14 protein-coding genes and 1 pseudogene are annotated in these 17,073 nt (G+C 70.4%); 12 read left to right on the plus strand and 3 right to left on the minus strand.

Annotated elements, in window-relative coordinates; all coding sequences use genetic code 11:
- The first annotated feature begins 134 nt into the window (after window positions 1-134).
- From ACWDXC_RS27215 to trxA, 9 genes and pseudogenes are all read left to right on the plus strand, one after another.
- Window positions 135-650, plus strand: a complete 516-nt coding sequence (locus tag ACWDXC_RS27215) for an aminoacyl-tRNA deacylase (RefSeq protein WP_449986427.1) — start codon at window positions 135-137, stop codon at window positions 648-650.
- 47 nt (window positions 651-697) lie between these two features.
- A complete protein-coding gene (locus ACWDXC_RS27220) occupies window positions 698-2,800 on the plus strand; it encodes a hypothetical protein (RefSeq protein WP_449986429.1) in 2,103 nt (700 codons plus the stop codon).
- Complete coding sequence (gene murJ, locus ACWDXC_RS27225; RefSeq protein WP_449986430.1) at window positions 2,797-4,401, plus strand: murein biosynthesis integral membrane protein MurJ; 1,605 nt, start codon at window positions 2,797-2,799, stop codon at window positions 4,399-4,401. The genes ACWDXC_RS27220 and murJ overlap by 4 nt, the downstream gene beginning before the upstream one ends.
- Before the next feature lie 164 nt (window positions 4,402-4,565).
- Entirely contained in the window at window positions 4,566-6,083 is a 1,518-nt protein-coding gene (locus ACWDXC_RS27230; RefSeq protein WP_449986432.1) for a protein kinase family protein, read from the plus strand.
- A gap of 15 nt (window positions 6,084-6,098) precedes the next feature.
- The gene (gene sigM, locus ACWDXC_RS27235; RefSeq protein ID WP_219504391.1) at window positions 6,099-6,734 is read left to right on the plus strand and encodes an RNA polymerase sigma factor SigM; all 636 of its coding nucleotides are present in this window, start codon (window positions 6,099-6,101) and stop codon (window positions 6,732-6,734) included.
- Window positions 6,724-6,825 (plus strand): annotated as a pseudogene (locus tag ACWDXC_RS27240) (hypothetical protein); the annotation flags it as partial. The gene sigM and the pseudogene ACWDXC_RS27240, both read left to right, overlap by 11 nt.
- 81 nt (window positions 6,826-6,906) lie before the next feature.
- Window positions 6,907-7,620: a hypothetical protein gene (locus ACWDXC_RS27245; protein ID WP_449986617.1), complete on the plus strand. Its 714-nt coding sequence runs from the start codon at window positions 6,907-6,909 to the stop codon at window positions 7,618-7,620.
- A 128-nt stretch (window positions 7,621-7,748) separates the two neighbouring features.
- The gene (gene trxB, locus ACWDXC_RS27250) at window positions 7,749-8,681 is read left to right on the plus strand and encodes a thioredoxin-disulfide reductase (protein ID WP_219504387.1); all 933 of its coding nucleotides are present in this window, start codon (window positions 7,749-7,751) and stop codon (window positions 8,679-8,681) included.
- Window positions 8,682-8,693: 12 nt separating this feature from the next.
- On the plus strand, window positions 8,694-9,008 hold the full coding sequence (gene trxA / locus ACWDXC_RS27255; RefSeq protein ID WP_219504385.1) for a thioredoxin: 315 nt from the start codon (window positions 8,694-8,696) through the stop codon (window positions 9,006-9,008).
- A gap of 87 nt (window positions 9,009-9,095) precedes the next feature.
- Here the strand turns inward: trxA and ACWDXC_RS27260 are convergent, their stop codons facing one another.
- Complete coding sequence (locus tag ACWDXC_RS27260) at window positions 9,096-9,623, minus strand: GNAT family N-acetyltransferase (RefSeq protein WP_449986435.1); 528 nt, start codon at window positions 9,621-9,623, stop codon at window positions 9,096-9,098.
- Between the two features lie 356 nt (window positions 9,624-9,979).
- Here ACWDXC_RS27260 and ACWDXC_RS27265 point away from each other — a divergent pair, with 356 nt between their 5' ends.
- The 3 genes from ACWDXC_RS27265 (at window position 9,980) to ACWDXC_RS27275 (ending at window position 14,218) form a co-directional block, all read left to right on the plus strand.
- Window positions 9,980-11,212, plus strand: a complete 1,233-nt coding sequence (locus tag ACWDXC_RS27265; protein ID WP_246644667.1) for an aminotransferase-like domain-containing protein — start codon at window positions 9,980-9,982, stop codon at window positions 11,210-11,212.
- Between the two features lie 208 nt (window positions 11,213-11,420).
- Window positions 11,421-12,377, plus strand: a complete 957-nt coding sequence (locus ACWDXC_RS27270) for a D-alanine--D-alanine ligase family protein (protein ID WP_219504378.1) — start codon at window positions 11,421-11,423, stop codon at window positions 12,375-12,377.
- A gap of 800 nt (window positions 12,378-13,177) precedes the next feature.
- The gene (locus tag ACWDXC_RS27275; protein WP_449986437.1) at window positions 13,178-14,218 is read left to right on the plus strand and encodes a threonine aldolase family protein; all 1,041 of its coding nucleotides are present in this window, start codon (window positions 13,178-13,180) and stop codon (window positions 14,216-14,218) included.
- A gap of 500 nt (window positions 14,219-14,718) precedes the next feature.
- Here ACWDXC_RS27275 and ACWDXC_RS27280 read toward each other — a convergent pair whose 3' ends face one another.
- Complete coding sequence (locus ACWDXC_RS27280) at window positions 14,719-15,681, minus strand: ParB/RepB/Spo0J family partition protein (protein WP_219504374.1); 963 nt, start codon at window positions 15,679-15,681, stop codon at window positions 14,719-14,721.
- Between the two features lie 412 nt (window positions 15,682-16,093).
- A complete protein-coding gene (locus ACWDXC_RS27285) occupies window positions 16,094-17,014 on the minus strand; it encodes a ParA family protein (protein ID WP_219504372.1) in 921 nt (306 codons plus the stop codon).
- Window positions 17,015-17,073: the final 59 nt, after the last annotated feature.

Below are 17,073 nucleotides of genomic sequence, written 5' to 3' on the forward strand. Positions count from 1 at the left end.
CTTTCGGTCAGAGTTGACTCGGACAAACTCAGTAGGTCCTTCGGATTCCGGAACATATCCCCCGAGCCACATCGGGTCCGGGTTACCTTCGGTCAGGGGACCGACGGCGCCATGGAACGAGGCAAGGAGGTCTTATGAAGGACGCCCTCGCGATCCACCGCTGGCTCCTCACACACCAGGTCCACCATGAGATCGTACGCCTTCCGCGCCCCATGACTCGCGCGGAGGAACTACCCGGCGCGATCCCGGCCGCGCCTGAACGGTGCGTGGCGGTCACGGTGTTCGAGGTCGCCCCGAGGGTTGGGCGCGAGTTCGTCGTGGCGGTCGTCTCCACGGTCGCCACGCCGCCGCCCTCCGGCGCGGTGGGGGACCTGCTCGGCGTCCGCAACGTGCGTCCCGCCCCGGCGCACCTCGTCAACGCGGCGACCGACTACGCGGCCGGGCTGGTCAGCCCGCTGCTGCTGCCCGAGGACCTGCCGGTGCTCGTCGACGACCGGCTGGACGCCGACACCGAACCCGTCCACACGGCGACCGGGGACCGCCACACCGCGCTCACCCTGCGCGCGCTGGACCTGCTCGCGCTCGTGGCGGGCAAGACCGTGGATCTACGGGGCCGCGGAGCCCTGGAGGCGGTCGCGCCGCGGCACTGAGCCCGTACCATTGCGGGCGTGCGTCGTAATCCAGCTCGGGCAGACGCGTGATCCGTAAGGCCGCGCTGCTCGCCGTGCTCTCCGCCGCGCTGCTCGCCCCCTCGGTGGCGGTGGCGCCCGGCGCGGCTGCCGCGATTTCGAGCAGGCAGGGGGTCGAGCTGACCCTGACCTCCATCACGCCCGACTACGCCACCGAGCGGGCGACCGAGATCAAGGTCACCGGGCGGGTGCACAACGCCGGCGGCACCGCGCTGCCCGGGCTGCGGGTGCGCGTCCGCTACTCCAGCCAGCGCTTCACCGACCGCGCGAGCATGAGCGCCTACCAGGCCGACCAGACGACGCTGACCCAGCCGCCCAACGTCTCCTCGCAGTCCAGCATGGTCATCCCGGAGCTGGCCGCCAACGCCTCGCAGACGTTCGAGCTGACGATGACGCCCGCCCAGTTCCAGCTCACGCAGTTCGGCGCCTACCCGCTGGCCGTCGAGGTCGTGCAGTGGGACACCGTGCAGCTCTCCTCGCAGCGCACGTTCCTCACCTACGCGCCGCCGACCCCGGCCAAGCCCGTGCGCAACCGGCTGTCCGTGGTCCTGCCGGTCGTCGACCAGCCGCACCGGGCCGACGACGGCACGTTCGTCGACGACAAGCTGACCGCCGCGATGACCGAAAAGGGCCGGCTGTCCGACCTGGCGCGCATCGCCGAGGCCGCGCCCGCGTCCGTCACCTGGGTCGTCGACCCCGCGCTGTTCGCCGACGCCGACGCGATGACCAGGAAGTTCCGGGTCAAGGGCGAGTCCCAGGAGCGGGCCGCCGACCCGGCCGCCGCCGCCTGGCTGACCTCCATGCGCGCCGCGCTGGCCGACAACCCCGTCGTCGCGACCCCGTACGCGGATCCCGACGTGACGGCGCTGGCCCATCAGGGCCTCGACGACCTCACCGGACGGGCGCTGGCGCTGGGCGCCAAGGAGGCCGCCCGGCTCGTCAAGCGCGACGTGAAGACGTCCACCTACTGGCCGGCCAACGGCCGGCTCGACGCCGACGCGCTCGACCTGCTGGCCGTCGGCGAGCCGAACGTGGCCCGGATCGACCGGGTCCTGCTCGACGCCGCCAACCTGCCGCCCCAGGCCGCCGTGCCGGTCACGCCCGACGCGGCGAGCACCCTCTACAGCGTCATGGGGCCGGTCACCGCGCTGACCGCCGACGCCGAGCTGAGCCGCGTCTTCGAGCCGGACGCCGGCGGCTCGACGGTGCTGAGCAAGCAGCGCCTGGTCGCCGAGACCGCGACGATCTCCGCCGAGCCCGGCCAGACGCAGCCCAGGTCGCTGGTCGTGGCCCCGTCCCGGCGCTGGAACCCCAGCCCGACGCTCGTCACCACCCTGCTCAGGACCGCGGGCAAGCTGCCCTGGCTGTCGCTCGCCCCGCTCGACTCGATCAAGGCGACCCGCACCCAGGTGCCCCGCGCCGGCCTCACCTACACCCATCAGGACCGCAAGCAGGAGCTCGGCGCCAAATACCTGGCCGCCGTCAAGGAGGTCGCCGACCAGGCGAGGGTCACCGGGCTCGTCACCGCGAGCGCCGGCTCCGACTTCGACGCCGCCGTGCTCCGGCTCGCCTCCTCGGCCTGGCGGGGCCGCCAGAAGACCGGCCGCGCCGTCGTCAAGGACGTGAGCGCCGAGGTCGAGAAGCGCATCGACAAGGTCGAGATCACCGGCGTCGGCCCCGACCGGCCGCGCACGCTGGCCGGGCGCGACGGCGAGGTGCCCATCAGCGTGAAGAACTCGCTGACCGCCCAGATCTCCCTGTTCGTCGAGGTCACCTCCAACGACCGCAAGCTGCTGCAGGTCGAGCACCGCGAGCCGCTGACGATCGGCGCGGACCAGAGCGGCACTGTGCAGGTGCCGATGACCGTCAACACCTCCGGGGGCGGCGGCGACGCCACGGTGACCGTCCGGCTGCTGACCGCCGACGGCACTCCCTACGGGGAGCCGGTCAAGCTGATCGTGCGCACCACCGGCTACACCGGGATCGCGCTGGTCATCGTGGGGGCCGCGCTGACGGTCATGCTGGCCGCGGTGGCGACCCGGGTGCTCAGGCGCCGGTCCGAGCGGCGCACGGCGCGGGCCGCCAAGTCACGCGAAAGTGAGAGCCGATGAGCCGCATGCTCCGTGCCAGCGCCATCATGGCCGCGGGCACGATGGTGTCGAGGGCCACCGGATTCATCCGGACCGTCGTGCTGACCACCGCGATCGGCACCTCGCTCCTGGGCGACGCCTACAACACCGCCTACGCGATCCCCTACAGCATCCTCGACCTGCTGCTGCTCGGCGTGCTGAGCAGCGTCGTGGTGCCGATGATCGTCCGCGCCCAGCAGAGCGACCCCGACGGCGGACGCGCCTACGAGCAGCGGCTGCTGACGCTGTCGACGGTCGCGCTCATCGTCGTCGCGGCGGCCGCCGTGCTCGCCGCGCCGCTGCTCATCGACCTCTACACCGTCTGGGACCACCGCTCCGACGAGTACAAGGTCGCGGTCCGGCTGGCCCAGTTCATCCTGCCGCAGCTCGCCTTCTTCGGCATCGGCGCGGTGGCCGGGGCCATCCTCAACACTCGCGACCGGTTCGCCGCGCCGATGTGGGCGCCGGTCGTCAACAACCTGGTCGTCATCGGCGTGCTGGTCGCCTACCTGGTGATCGTGGGCGACAAGGGCGTCGGCAACGTCACCAACGGCGAGCTGGCCCTGCTCGGCCTCGGCACCACCGCCGGCATCGTGGCCCAGGCCACCGTGCTGGTCCTGGCGCTCAAGCGGGCCGGCTTCCGCTTCGTGGCCCGCTTCGACGTGCGCAACGCCAGGCTCGGCGAGATGGCCAAGGCCGGCATCTGGACGATCGGCTACGTGATCGTCACCCAGCTCGGGCTCGTGCTCACGCTGAACCTCGCCAGCTCCGCCGCCGCGGCCTTCCCCAGCCACGGCATCTCGGCCTACACGGTGGCGTTCCAGCTCTTCCAGCTCCCGTACGGGATCATCGGCGTCTCGGTGATCACCGCGATGCTGCCCAGGATGAGCCGGGCCGTCGCCGACGGGCGGTTCGACGAGGTGCGCTCGGAGTTCGGGTCGAGCGTGCGGCTGGTCTGCTCGATCATGGTGCCGGTGTCGCTGCTGCTCATGGTGCTCGGGCCGGCGATCACGGTGCCGCTGTTCGGCCACGGCTCCAACACGGTGGCCAACGCCGTCTACATCGGCAACGTGCTGCAGGTCTACGGGCTGGCGCTGGTGCCGTTCTCGCTCTTCCAGCTCCTGCTGCGGGTCTTCTACAGCTTCGGCGACACCCGTACTCCTGTCTTCGTCGGAGCCGGCGCGACGGCGCTCAACGCGGTGCTGATGCTGCTCTTCCACGCGCTGCTGCCGCCCGCCTACTCCGTCATGGGGCTCGCCTTCGCCTACGCCGTCGCCTACGCGCTGGGCACGGTCGTGGCGTGGGTCCTGGCCAGCCGCCGGGTCAGAGGGCTGGGCGGCTGGCAGGTCGGCATGGCGATGACCAGGATGTACCTGGCCTCGCTGCCCACCGCCGTGCTCGCCCTGGCCGCCGTCTGGAGCATGCAGGAGATCTTCGGCAGGCCCGACTTCCTCAACTCGGTGATCACTCTCGCCGTGGGCGGTGGCCTGGGGATGCTGCTCTATCTGGCCGTGGCGCACCGGATGCGGATTCCGGAGGTCAGCTCCATCGTTGGGATGGTCGCGGGGAGGGTACGCCGATAAAGGACGCGGGCGGCGGAGGCGCTGGCACTAGCATGGTGACCGACACGCGCGAATGGAAGCAGGAGGGGCGTGGGCGGATCCACCCGGCATAGCGTGCCTACGTGGGACAGCACGCAGGCGAGCCGAGTCATGCGCACGCCTGTACGGCCGAGCGGAGAGAGCCAGTGAGCACATCTGCCGTCGAGCCGGGCACGCGCCTTGCCTCGCGCTTCCGGCTTGAGGACCGGGTCAGCGAGTCCGAAGGCGCCACATTCTGGAAGGCCATCGACGAGATCCTTGCCCGTCCTGTCGGGGTTCTCACCTTCGCCCCCGAGTTCCCGCGTGTGCACGAGGTGGTCACCGCCGCCCGCGCCGCGAGCCGGCTCACCGACCCGCGTCTCACCCAGGTGTTCGACGCCGCCGAGGACGACGGGCGCTCCTACGTGGTCAGCGAGTGGGTCACCGGTGACACGCTGGCCGACCTGCTGTCCGGAGGGCCGCTGGACCCCGAGCGGGCCGCCGGGCTGGTCGCCGAGGCGGCCGAGGCGCTGACCCATGCCCACGAGGCCGGCCTCTACCACCTGTGCCTGCGGCCCGAGCACCTGGTGTGGACCACCGGCAACACGGTCAAGGTGCTGGGCGTGGCGGTGGACGCCGCGCTGTCCGGCCTGACCACCGACCAGCCGGCGCTCGACGACGCGGAAGGGCTGGGCCGGCTGCTCTACGCCGGGCTGACCGGCCACTGGCCCGGCGACGAGGAGGAGGGCGGCCTGCCCGCCGCCCCGATGAACGACGGGCACTTCTGCACCCCGCGCCAGGTCACCGCCGGGGTGCCCAGCTATCTCGACACGGTGACGGTCCGGGCCTGCCTGCCCGAGTCGCGCCGGGGCCAGGGCGCGCTCGCCAGCCCGGCGGAGCTCGCCGAGTCGCTGTCGGGCGTGGCCAGGCCCATGCCGATCCCGATCCCGTACGACTCGTCGCCGCCGTCGGTGGTGACGACGGCCTCCCGCTCGGAGGGCCCCGACACCGGGCAGCAGGGGCCCGCCACCATGCAGCGCCCGCAGGTCGTCCACAGCACCATGCCCCCGCGAGGGGGCCCCAGCGTGCTCGGCCGGGTGCTCATGACGGTCGTGGTGCTGCTGGTGATCGTGGCCGTGGGCGTCGGCGCCTGGACGATTGGCCGGAGCCTGGGCAGTCCCGGCACCCGTGAGGCCGACCCCTCGCCCAGTTCCAAGGCGTCCGCGCCGGCGCGGGTCCAGGCGGTCAAGCCGGAGAAGGCGACCGGTTTCGACCCGCTGGGCGACAAGGAGGAGAAGGCCGAGCTCGCCGCGCTGACCATCGACGGCAAGCCGAGCACGTTCTGGAAGACCGACAACTACAACAGCGCCGAGCTGGGCAATCTCAAGGACGGTGTCGGGCTTCTTCTCGACCTGGGCAAGTCCCGGCAGATCAGCGACGTGGTCGCTACGCTGGCCGACGCCTCGGGGGCCGAGGTCGAGCTCAAGGTCGGCGACAGTCCCGACCTGTCGTCGCTCAAGACCGTCGCCCGCGAGGAGAACGCCTCCGGAAAGGTGACGTTCAAGCCTGATCAGGCCGCAAGCGGTCGGTACGTTTTGATCTGGTTTACGCGTCTTCCGGCGGATGCAGGCAAGTTTCATGGCACCATCTATGAAGTAGTGGTGCATTCTCCAGGATCGGCATAATCAGGAATCCCTCTTGTGAACTCCCCACCCGAGACACCTTCAGCAGCGGATCGGCCCGCGGTCAGCGACGCCGAGCTGCTGACCGCGCACATCAACGGGGATCCACACGCCTTCAGCGAGATCGTCAAGCGGCACCGTGATCGCATGTGGGCGGTCGCCCTGCGCACGCTCGGCGACCCCGACGAGGCCGCCGACGCCGTCCAGGACGCCTTCGTCTCCGCCTACCGCAAGGCCGCCACGTTCCGCGGCGAGGCCGCCGTCACCACCTGGCTGCACCGCATCGTCGTCAACGCCTGCCTCGACCGGATGCGCCGCAAGTCGGTGCGCCCGGTGGCCGACGACGAGCTCATCGAGGCCGCCGAACGCGAGACGCCGGGGCCCGATCAGACCCTTGAGCGCGAGGTCTCCATGGAGGTCTCGGCCGCGCTCAAGCTGCTGCCCGCCGACCAGCGAGCCGCCCTCGTCCTGGTGGACATGATGGGCTACTCCGTCGAAGACGCGGCTCAGGTGCTCGAAGTGCCCAGCGGTACGGTGAAAAGCAGGTGTGCGAGAGGACGCGCGAAACTTGCCCCGATTCTTTCGCATCTGCGGAACCGATCGGACCTCAGTCGCGTCTCATCCGCGAAGGGAGCAGAACTTCGTGACGGGTGATACGCACTACGATCTGGATACCCTGGCCGATTTGGCCGAGGGTCTCCTAGACGCCGGCCAGGCCCGCCAGGTCCGCGAGCATCTCGCGGTCTGCGACCCCTGTGGGGAGCTACTGGCAGACCTCGCGGCGGTTCGAGAGGTGCTCGCGGCGACCCCAACACCGGCCATGCCGATGGGTGTCGCACTGCGCATCGACAAGGCGCTGGCCGCCGAGGCCGGGTCGTCCCGCGGAGGCGTCGGCCTCACGCAGGCGCCCGACTGGGACGAGCTCATGCGCGACTCCCCCTGGGAGAAGACCGCGGTCGCGGCCTCCGACGAGCCGGCCCCCGAGCCGGTGCGGCTGGGGGTGGTCGCCGACGACGGCACGATCGTCCCGGCCAGGCGGCGCAGCGCGCGACGCCCACGGTGGGCGATGCCGGCCGTGGCGGCTGCCGCGGCGGCGGCGGTCGTGGGCACGGCGGTCGTCTCGACCGGGCTGCTCGCCTCGGGAGGAGGCACGGTCGCTCCACCGGTGATCGCCGCCAGCTCGGCCGCCCCCGCGGTGACGACGCCGACCGAGGTGCCGGTGCGGGCCAGGGCATACGCGCTGACCGACAGCCAGCACAACTACAGTGACGAGAACCTGGCGCTGCCACTGGGCAAGTTCCTCGCGCCGGCCCCGATCATCCAGGGGCCGTCCGAGGCCGAGCAGGCCGACAAGTGCGTCGGCAAGCTGACCAGCCGCACCAAGTTCAGCGTCTTCGCCGTGGACCAGGGCCAGTACAACGGCCAGGAAGCCATCGTCATGGCGTCGAGGAAGTCGAAGGCCGCCAAGCGGATCCGCATCGACGTCGTCGACCCGTTCAGTTGCAAGAACCTGCGCAAGCCCGCCATGGGCCGCTGGTAGCAGCCTTCTTCCCACGTCAGAGCCCGCTTCGGCGGGCTCTTTCGTGTTGCGGGTGGGGGGCGGGAATCACCGCGGCCTAGGATCTGTTGACGCGACTGGCAACAGCAGAAGAGGAAGGCGTGGGAGCGTTGAGCGACGTTCGTAACGTGATCATCATTGGATCGGGCCCGGCGGGCTACACCGCGGCCGTCTACTCCGCACGCGCCGAGCTGAACCCGCTGGTCTTCGAGGGCTCGGTGACCGCGGGCGGCGCCCTCATGAACACCACCGACGTGGAGAACTTCCCCGGGTTCCCCGACGGCATCATGGGCCCCGACCTGATGGACAACCTGCGCAAGCAGGCCGAGCGGTTCGGCGCCGAGCTCGTGGCCGACGACGTGGTCGAGGTCGACCTGGAGGCCAACCCCAAGGTCATCAAGACGTACGACAAGACCTACTACGCCAAGTCGGTCATCCTGGCGATGGGCTCCGGCTACCGCGAGCTCGGCCTGGAGAACGAGAAGCGCCTGTCCGGCCGGGGCGTCTCCTGGTGTGCCACCTGCGACGGCTTCTTCTTCCGCAACAAGGACATCGTGGTCGTGGGCGGTGGCGACACCGCGATGGAGGAGGCCACGTTCCTGACCCGGTTCGGCCGCATGGTGACCGTCGTGCACCGCCGTGACGAGCTGCGCGCCAGCAAGATCATGCAGGATCGGGCGTTCGCGAACGACAAGATCCGCTTCATCTGGGACACCGAGGTCATCGACGTCCTGGGCGAGAACCGGGTCGAGGCCGTCAAGCTGCGCAACGTCAAGACCGGCGAGGAGTCCGAGCTGGCCACCGACGCGCTGTTCCTGGCCATCGGCCACGACCCGCGCACCGACCTGGTCAAGGGGCAGATCGACCTCGACGAGGACGGCTACGTGAAGGTCGCCTCCCCCACGACCGCCACCAACATCGACGGCGTGTTCGCCGCGGGCGACGTCGTCGACCACATCTATCGCCAGGCGATCACCGCGGCCGGCACCGGCTGCTCGGCGTCTCTCGACTCCGAGCGCTGGCTGGCCAACAACGAGAAGTAAGGGAGCCCATCCGTGAAGGCAGTAACCGACGCCTCGTTCGAGGCGGACGTCCTCAAGAGCGACAAGCCCGTGCTGGTGGACTTCTGGGCCGAATGGTGCGGCCCGTGCCGTCAGGTGGCGCCCATCCTCCAGGAGATCGCCAACGAGCACGGTGACAAGCTCGAGATCGTCAAGCTCAACATCGACGAGAACCCCAACGTGCCGCGCGAGGCCGGGGTGCTCCAGATCCCGACGATGAACGTCTACAAGGGCGGCGAGCTCGTCAAGCAGATCATCGGCGCCAAGCCGAAGGCCATGCTGCTGCGCGAGCTCGAGGGCATCATCTAGGTCCTTCTCGCTCCATGCGAAAGCCCCCTGCGGTCGCAGGGGGCTTTCGCATGCGTTTGTACGGCCTTCTGCGGGGCTCGTGGCGGGTCAGACGGGTCGGAGGGCACGCTCGGGGCTCATGGAGCCCAGGAGGCGTTCCAGGGCCACCTCGACGTCCTCCCGCCAGGAGACGGCGGACTTCAGCTCCAGCCGCAGCCGCGGAAACCGCAAATGCGGACGAACCGTCTTAAAACCCACAGAGAGCAAGTATTCCGCCGGAACCACGCAACTAGGCTCTTCCCACTTCAGGTCGCCGAACGCCTCGATGGCCTTCACACCGCGCCTCGTCAGATCCTTGGCCACGCCCTGGATGAGCATCCGGCCCAGCCCGCCGCCCGAGAACTCCGGGATGATGTGCGCCGTCATCAGCAGCACCGCGTCGGCGCTCACCGGCGACGTGGGAAAGGCGACCGAACGCGGCGTGTAGAGCGGCGGGCTGTAGAGCACGAACCCCGCCGGCACGCCGTCCACATAGACGATCTTGCCGCAGCTCCCCCACTCCAGCAGCGTGCCGGAGATCCAGGCCTCCTTCTCCAGGCCAGGGTCCCCCGACTCCACCGCCCGCTCCCCGCTCATGGGATCCAGCTCCCAGAAAACGCACCGGCGGCAGCGGCGAGGGAGATCTTCCACATTGTCCAGGGTGATGTTGACCAGCCGACGCGACAACTACGGCCCCAATCGTTGACCCGGAAAAGCGCGCGAAAACCGCGTCCCCAGCTGGCATCGTAGCCCAGTGACGGTCACGCCAGCGGGTACCACGACGGTCAGCCCGGTCACGGGCGACATGTCCGGCTGGCGTAATCTGGTATCTCGGATAGCACTCACCTAGGAGGTGGGCCGTGACAGCAGAGCAGGATCACGGTCAGACGCCCGCGACCCAAGGGTCGCGCATCGACGCCTATGTCGATCGGTACGCCGCGCGAGCTACCGGGATGGTCGCCTCCGAGATCCGAGCTCTTTTCGCCGTCGCGTCGAGGCCCGAGGTGGTCTCGCTCGCGGGCGGCATGCCGTACGTCACGGCCCTTCCCCTCGACATGGTCGGCGAGCTCGTCTCCGAGCTCGTCACGCGGCGCGGCCCGGTCGCGCTGCAGTACGGCTCCGGCCAGGGCGACCCGCATCTGCGCGAGCAGATCTGCGACGTCATGCGCCTCGAGGGGATCCACGCCGGGGCGAACGACGTCGTCGTCACCGTGGGCTCCCAGCAGGCCCTCGACCTGATCACCCGCATCTTCATCGACCCGGGTGACGTCGTGCTGGCCGAAGGCCCCTCGTACGTGGGCGCCCTGGGTACGTTCGCCGCCTATCAGGCCAAGGTCGTGCACATCGCCATGGACGATCAGGGCATCGTGCCCGAATCGCTGGCGCAGACCATCTACGCGCTGGAGACCGCCGGGGCGCCGATCAAGTTCCTCTACACGATCCCGACCTTCCACAACCCCGGCGGCGTCACGCTCAACATGGCCCGGCGGCAGCAGGTGCTCGACATCTGCCAGCGGGCCGGCGTGCTCATCGTCGAGGACAACCCGTACGGACTCCTCGGCTTCGACGCCGAGCCCATGCGCGCGCTGCGCGCCGACAACGCCGACGGGGTCGTCTACCTCGGCTCGTTCTCCAAGACCCTCGCCCCCGGGTTCCGCGTCGGCTGGGCGCTCGCGCCCCACGCCATCCGCGACAAGCTCGTGCTGGCGATGGAGTCGGCCGTGCTGTCACACTCCTCGTTCACCCAGCTCGCCGTCGGCCAGTACCTGGCCACGCAGCCGTGGCAGGAGCAGATCAAGACGTTCAAGGAGCTCTACCGCGAACGCCGCGACGCCATGCTCGGCGCGCTCGAATCGCTCATGCCGCCCGAGGTCACCTGGACCCGGCCGGCCGGCGGCTTCTTCGTCTGGGCGACGCTGCCGGAGGGCCTCGACTCCAAGGCCATCCTGCCGCGCGCCGTCGCCGAGCGGGTGGCGTTCGTGCCCGGCACCGGGTTCTTCTCCGACGGGAGCGGGGCGCGCCACATGCGGCTGTCGTTCTGCTACCCGGAGCCCGACCGCATCCGCGAAGGCGTCCGCCGCCTCGCCGGGGTGATCGAGCAGGAGATGCAGCTCCGCGACACGTTCGGCACCGGCTCCGCCCGCGGCCACGCCGGCGTCGACACCCCGGGCCCCGACCTCGCCTGACCTCTGGAGGGGAGCCCGACCCGGCTCCCCTCCTTCCTTCTGGAAGCACCACGTCCCCGGCACGGTCGAACGGCGCGCCGCCCTCTTACCTCCTGTGTACGGTCGAACGGCGTGCCGCCCTCACCCCCTCTGTACGGTTGGACTGCGTGCCGCCCTCACGTCCCACCCCGGTACGGTTGGACAGCGTGCCGTCAGCGGAGGAGAAGTGATGAGCGAACTGGGCCACGTGCTGGTGCTGGCAGGAGGTCTCTCCTACGAGCGGGAGGTCTCCCTGCGCTCGGGCCGCCGCGTGAGCGAGGTGCTCCGGGCGGCCGGCATCGACGTCGAGGCCCGCGACACCGACGCGTCGCTCGTCCCGTCCATCCTCGCCGACCCGCCCGAGGCCGTCTTCGTCACCCTCCACGGCGGCGCGGGCGAGGACGGCGCCATCCGCTCCGTCCTGGAGCTCCTCAACGTCCCGTACGTCGGCGCCGACCCCGACGCCTGCCGCGTCGCCTTCGACAAGCCCACCGCCAAGGCCGTCGTACGCTCCGTCGGCCTGCGCACCCCCGACTCGGTCACGCTGCCGAAGGAGACCTTCCACGACCTCGGCGCCACGGCCGTCCTGGGCCGCATCGTCGAGCACCTGGGCCTCCCCCTGTTCGTCAAGCCCGCCCGCGGCGGCTCCGCGCTCGGCGCGTCCATCGTCCGCACCGCCGAGGAACTGCCCGCCGCCATGGTCGGCTGCTTCGCCTACGGCGACACGGCGCTCATCGAGTGCTACATCGAGGGCATCGAGGTCGCGGTCTCGGTCGTCGACTTCGGTGACGGCCCCGTCGCGCTCCCCGCCGTGGAGATCGTGCCCGACGAGGGCGTGTACGACTACGCAGCCCGCTACACCGCCGGGCACACCGAGTTCTTCGCCCCTGCCCGGCTCTCCTCCGAAGCGGCGTCGGCCTGCGCCGAGACCGCCGTGACCGCCCACACGGCGCTCGGCCTGCGTGACATCTCCCGCACCGACCTCATCGTGGACGCCGCCGGCCGCCCGCACTTCCTGGAAGTCAACGTGGCCCCCGGCATGACGGAGACCTCGCTCCTGCCGATGGCAGCCGAAGCCGCGGGCCAGGACCTCGGCGAACTCTGCCGCATCCTCCTCCAAAACGCCGCCACCCGCACCCCCCGCTAACCGAACCGCCCACCGCCTAACGCCCGGGCTGCCCCACGTCCGGGCAGCCCCATACTCTGGCCGCCCCACCATCCCCCAGCCGCTCCTACAGCCCTTCCCTCCGCCCCACTGTCCCAGCCGACACCTCCGCAGAGCTGCCCCGAACCCAGAACCGCAGCACCCGACGACCGACACGCAGGGGCCGTGGAAGCCCAAGCGCCGCACGACCCAGCCGCCACACGGACCAGGGACCACGCGGCCCGGGGACAGCGCGGCCCGGCTGCCTCAGGGTCCAGGGATGGCGCGACCCACCCGCCTCACAGGCCAGCCGCATCGCAGGCAAGCGTCGTGCGGCCCAGCCACCTCACGGGCCAGCCACCTCACGGGCCCGCCACCTCACCGCCAGTCGCCGCGCGGTCCGGGCACCTCACGGCCAGTCGCCGCGCGGTCCGGGCACCTCACGGCCAGTCGCCGCGCGGTCCGGGCACCTCACGGGCCGGGCCACACGGCGCCGGGGATAGCGCAACCCGGGACGGTGGGCGCGGCGACAGCCCGGCCTGGGGGTAGCGGGGCGCGCGGGCTTATCGCGGCCTCAGAGCCCGTCCGGCCCGTGCCTCACGGGTCATGGGGCGCCCAGCGCGGGGTAGACCCAGCGCGAGGTAGGCCCAGCGCGGGAAGTCCGGCGCCGTGGACAGCGGCGGGCTCGCAGGCACCGGAGACCCAAAGCTTCATAAGGGCCCTCCGCAACCCGCAGCCCTACGGGGCCCTCGGCACCGGGGCGGCGGCGTGGTGGCTCACGCGGCGGTGCGTAACCTGGCGGGGTGATCGAGCCCACCTACCCCAAGAGCTTCGCCAGCGACAACCACGCCGGCGTGCACCCCGCCATCCTCGACGCCATCACCGCCGTCAACCACGGCGACGCCCCCGCGTACGGCGACGACGCCTTGACCGCCGCCTTCGGCCGTCACATCAAGGACGTGTTCGGCCCCCGCGCGGAAGGCTTCCCGGTCCTCAACGGCGCGGGCGCCAATATGGTCGGCCTCGCCCTCATGCTCGGCCGCTACGACGCGGTCGTCTGCCCGGCCACCGCCCACATCGCCAGCCACGAGACCGGCGCCGCAGAACGCCTCCTCGGCACGAAGCTCATCACCATCCCCACCCCGGACGGCAAACTCCGCCCCGACGACCTGGCCGGCCCCCGTTCCACGCTCGGCAACCACCACGACCCGCAGCCACGCGTAGTCTCCATCTCCCAAGTCACCGAACTCGGCACCTGCTACTCCCCCGCCGAACTAGCCGCCCTGGCCGACGCCGCCCACGCGGCAGGCATGCGCCTCCACGTCGACGGCGCCCGCCTGGCCAACGCCGCCGCCTACCTCGACTGCTCCCTGTCCGCGATCACCACGGACGTAGGCGTCGACGTCTTCAGCTTCGGCGGGACCAAGAACGGCGCCCTGGCGGCGGAAGCGGCCATCATCCTCGACCCCACGCTCACGGAAGCCGTCCCCTACCTCCGTCGGCAGTCCCTCCAGCTGGCGTCGAAGATGCGCTTCGTCTCCGCCCAGCTCTCCGCTCTCCTCACCGACGACCTGTGGCACCGGAACGCCTCCCACGCCAACGCCATGGCCGCCCGCCTCGCCGACGGCCTCGCCTCCATCCCGCAGATCACGCTGGCGTACCCGGTCGAGTCCAACGCCGTCTTCGCCACCGTCCCCCCTGCCGTCGCCGCCGCCCTCCAGGAGCACTTCCTGCTCCTCCCACCGGACGAGTCCACCGGCATCGCCCGCTGGATGACTTCCTACGACACCACCCCCGCCGATGTGGACGCCTTCCTGGACGCCCTCCGCAAGGCCGCCTCCTGACACGCCTCCACGGTTTCACGTGAAACCACGTCCCCCGCGTTTCACGTGAAACCAGCCGCTGCCCAACTCAGGCGGAGGGGGTAGGCGCGTTCAGGTCCCCGCCACCTACATGCAAGGGCCAACTCTGCGAAGAAATACGATGCCCCCACGCGCAAGCGGAGCTAGGTCGCACAACACGGCTGACGGAAGTTCGCCGCTAAGGCAGACGTGACGCCAGGGCGCGAGTCGCGACGGTGGCGGCGAGGACCGTGACGACAAGGCGCGGAGCGTGGCCGCACGGCAAGGACCGTGGAGGCAAGGCGTGGATCCTGATCGCAGGGCGTGGATCGTGGCGGGCACTCAGCGGGGCAACCACAGTCCGAGCGCCGCGATGTTTCACGTGAAACCGAGCCCCTTGAGGCGGGTAGCGTGACGGCGGCCGTGTTTCACATGAAACCGTGACGGCGCCCCTGGCGAGAAGCCGGCTGCCGGTGTTTCACGTGAAACACCGGCTAACAGGGTCAGCTCTCGGCTTCGCGCATGGCGCGGGCAGCTTCGGGGGCCATGGTGCCGATGATGCGCTCAAGGTCGTCGATCGTGGCGAACTCCACAACGATGCGGCCCTTACGGCGCCCCAGGTCTACCTTGACCTTGGTCTCGAAGTGGTCCGAGAGGCGGTCGGCGAGGTGGGTGAGGCCGGGGGCGGTGGGCTTGGCGGTCTTGCGCTCCCGGGTGGGCTTCTCGGGGGCGGCCTGCGCGCTGCCGAGCGCGACGATCTCCTCGACCGCTCGTACGGAGAGCAGTTCGGCGACGATGCGGGTGGCGAGCCGGATCTGGTCCTCGGGGTTCTCCAGGCCGAGCAGCGCCCGCGCGTGGCCGGCGGAGATCGTGTTGGCGGCCACCTTCAGCTGGACTTCCGGTGGGAGCTTGAGCAGGCGCAGCGTGTTGGTGATGTGTGAACGGGAGCGGCCGACCTTCGTGGCGAGCTGGTCGTGGGTGGCCTGGAAGTCGTCCAGCAACTGCTGGTAGGCGGCGGCTTCCTCCAGGGGGTTGAGCTGTTCGCGCTGAAGGTTCTCGATGAGGGCATCACGCAGGAGGTCGTCGTCCTGCGTGTTGCGGACGATGGCGGGGATCTGCTCCAGGCCGGCCAGCTTGCAGGCCCGGAGTCGCCGCTCCCCCATGATCAGCTCGTACTGCCCGCCGCCCACCGGACGTACGACGATCGGCTGCAGGAGGCCGACCTCGCTGATCGACGCCTGCAGTTCCTTGAGCCGCTCCTCGTCGAAGACCTCACGGGGCTGGCGCGGGTTGGGGACGATGGCGTCCAGGGGCACCTCGTGGAAGTACGCGCCCGCCACCGGCTTCGGGCCCGCGTCGGTTGCCGCACCGTTCGTGGGGGCCACCGTTCCCGTGCCGTCGACGATGGGGCCCGTCGGAATGAGCGCTCCGAGCCCCTTGCCCAATCCCCGCCGCTGCTGGCTCACTGCGTCTCCTCATTCACCCGGCCGAACCCGTTCACTCCAGGAGAGGTTACCGTTGACCACCCGACCGGGTGTCTCCTCGCCACACGCAGTCCCACCGGATTTGCACCGTCATGCCGTCAATGAGACAAAGCACCGCACCGGCGCCCCTCCACCGGCCGTACGTGGCGTCCCGGCCGCCCGTCCCGGCGAAGGGCGGCACTCGGCCCTCACGCGGGGCTCGCTCCCCCATGGGGATACGCGTGCGGGAGGGCGGGTGCCGGGACGGTACGCGGAGGACGGGAACAGACGCGTCGGACGCGACAGGCAGCAGGCGGAGAACGGCGGACGACGAAGGCGAGGAGGCCGGAACGGAACGCCGAGACCGGAGACCGAAGACAGGGGCTGGGGTTCTCAAGGGAAGCCCCGGTCGGGGTTAGACCAGGGCGCGGTGGGCGATCTCGCGGGCGGCGTCCATGTAGGCCATCGCACCGCTGGAGCCCGGGTCGTACGTCATGACCGACTGCCCATAGCTGGGCGCCTCGGACAGGCGGACGCTGCGCGGGATGACCGTGTTGAGCACCGTGTCCCCGAAGTGTGCCCGAACCTCGTCCGCCACCTGGGAGGCCAGCCGGGTGCGGCCGTCGTACATGGTCAGGACGATCGTGGACAGCCGCAGCGTGGGGTTGAGGTGCGCCTTGATGAGGTCGACGTTGCGCAGGAGCTGCCCGAGGCCCTCCAGCGCGTAGTACTCGCACTGGATGGGGATCATGACCTCGTCCGCGGCCACGAGCGCGTTCACCGTGAGGAGGCCGAGCGACGGCGGGCAGTCGATGATGATGTAGTCGAGGTCGAGCGCGTCGTAGGCGGTGAGGGCACGCCGGAGGCGGGCTTCGCGGGCGACCAGGGAGACGAGCTCGATCTCGGCGCCGGCCAGGTCGATGGTCGCCGGGGCGCAGTAGAGGTTGGGCATGTCGGGGACCTGCTTGACGATGTCCGCCATGGGCAGGTCGTCCACGAGCACCTGGTAGACGTCGGGGATGTCGCCACGATGTTCGGTGGCCAGGGCGGTGGAGGCGTTGCCCTGGGGGTCGAGGTCGACGACCAGGACGCGTTCGCCGTTCATCGACAGGGCGGCGGCGATGTTGACGGACGTCGTGGTCTTGCCGACACCACCCTTCTGGTTGGCAACGGCGATCACGCGGCACTTGGCGGGTTTGGGCCACGAGTCCTGGCCGGTGTCCGTCTGGGTGGGCAGCTGAGCGGTAGGTGTTTCACGTGAAACCACTGAGTTGAGCGCCTCTCGTACCAACGGAGAATCACCTGGGTTCAGGGGGGTCTTGGTCACGGTCGCCATCCTTTCAACCCGTGGCTTATCGGAGCCGGGAATCTGCTGTCGCGAAACGCCCGATCCGG

The organism is Nonomuraea sp. NPDC003214, from assembly GCF_053590035.1.

Bases quoted from the DNA above. Each gene is read 5' to 3' on its own strand.
- ACWDXC_RS27245 (WP_449986617.1), top strand. From the start codon at position 6,907: ATGGGTGTCGCACTGCGCATCGACAAGGCGCTGGCCGCCGAGGCCGGG.
- ACWDXC_RS27260 (WP_449986435.1), bottom strand. From the start codon at position 9,623: ATGAGCGGGGAGCGGGCGGTGGAGTCGGGGGACCCTGGCCTGGAGAAG.
- ACWDXC_RS27215 (WP_449986427.1), top strand. From the start codon at position 135: ATGAAGGACGCCCTCGCGATCCACCGCTGGCTCCTCACACACCAGGTC.
- murJ (WP_449986430.1), top strand. From the start codon at position 2,797: ATGAGCCGCATGCTCCGTGCCAGCGCCATCATGGCCGCGGGCACGATG.
- ACWDXC_RS27270 (WP_219504378.1), top strand. From the start codon at position 11,421: ATGAGCGAACTGGGCCACGTGCTGGTGCTGGCAGGAGGTCTCTCCTAC.
- ACWDXC_RS27285 (WP_219504372.1), bottom strand. From the start codon at position 17,014: ATGGCGACCGTGACCAAGACCCCCCTGAACCCAGGTGATTCTCCGTTG.
- ACWDXC_RS27265 (WP_246644667.1), top strand. From the start codon at position 9,980: ATGGTCGCCTCCGAGATCCGAGCTCTTTTCGCCGTCGCGTCGAGGCCC.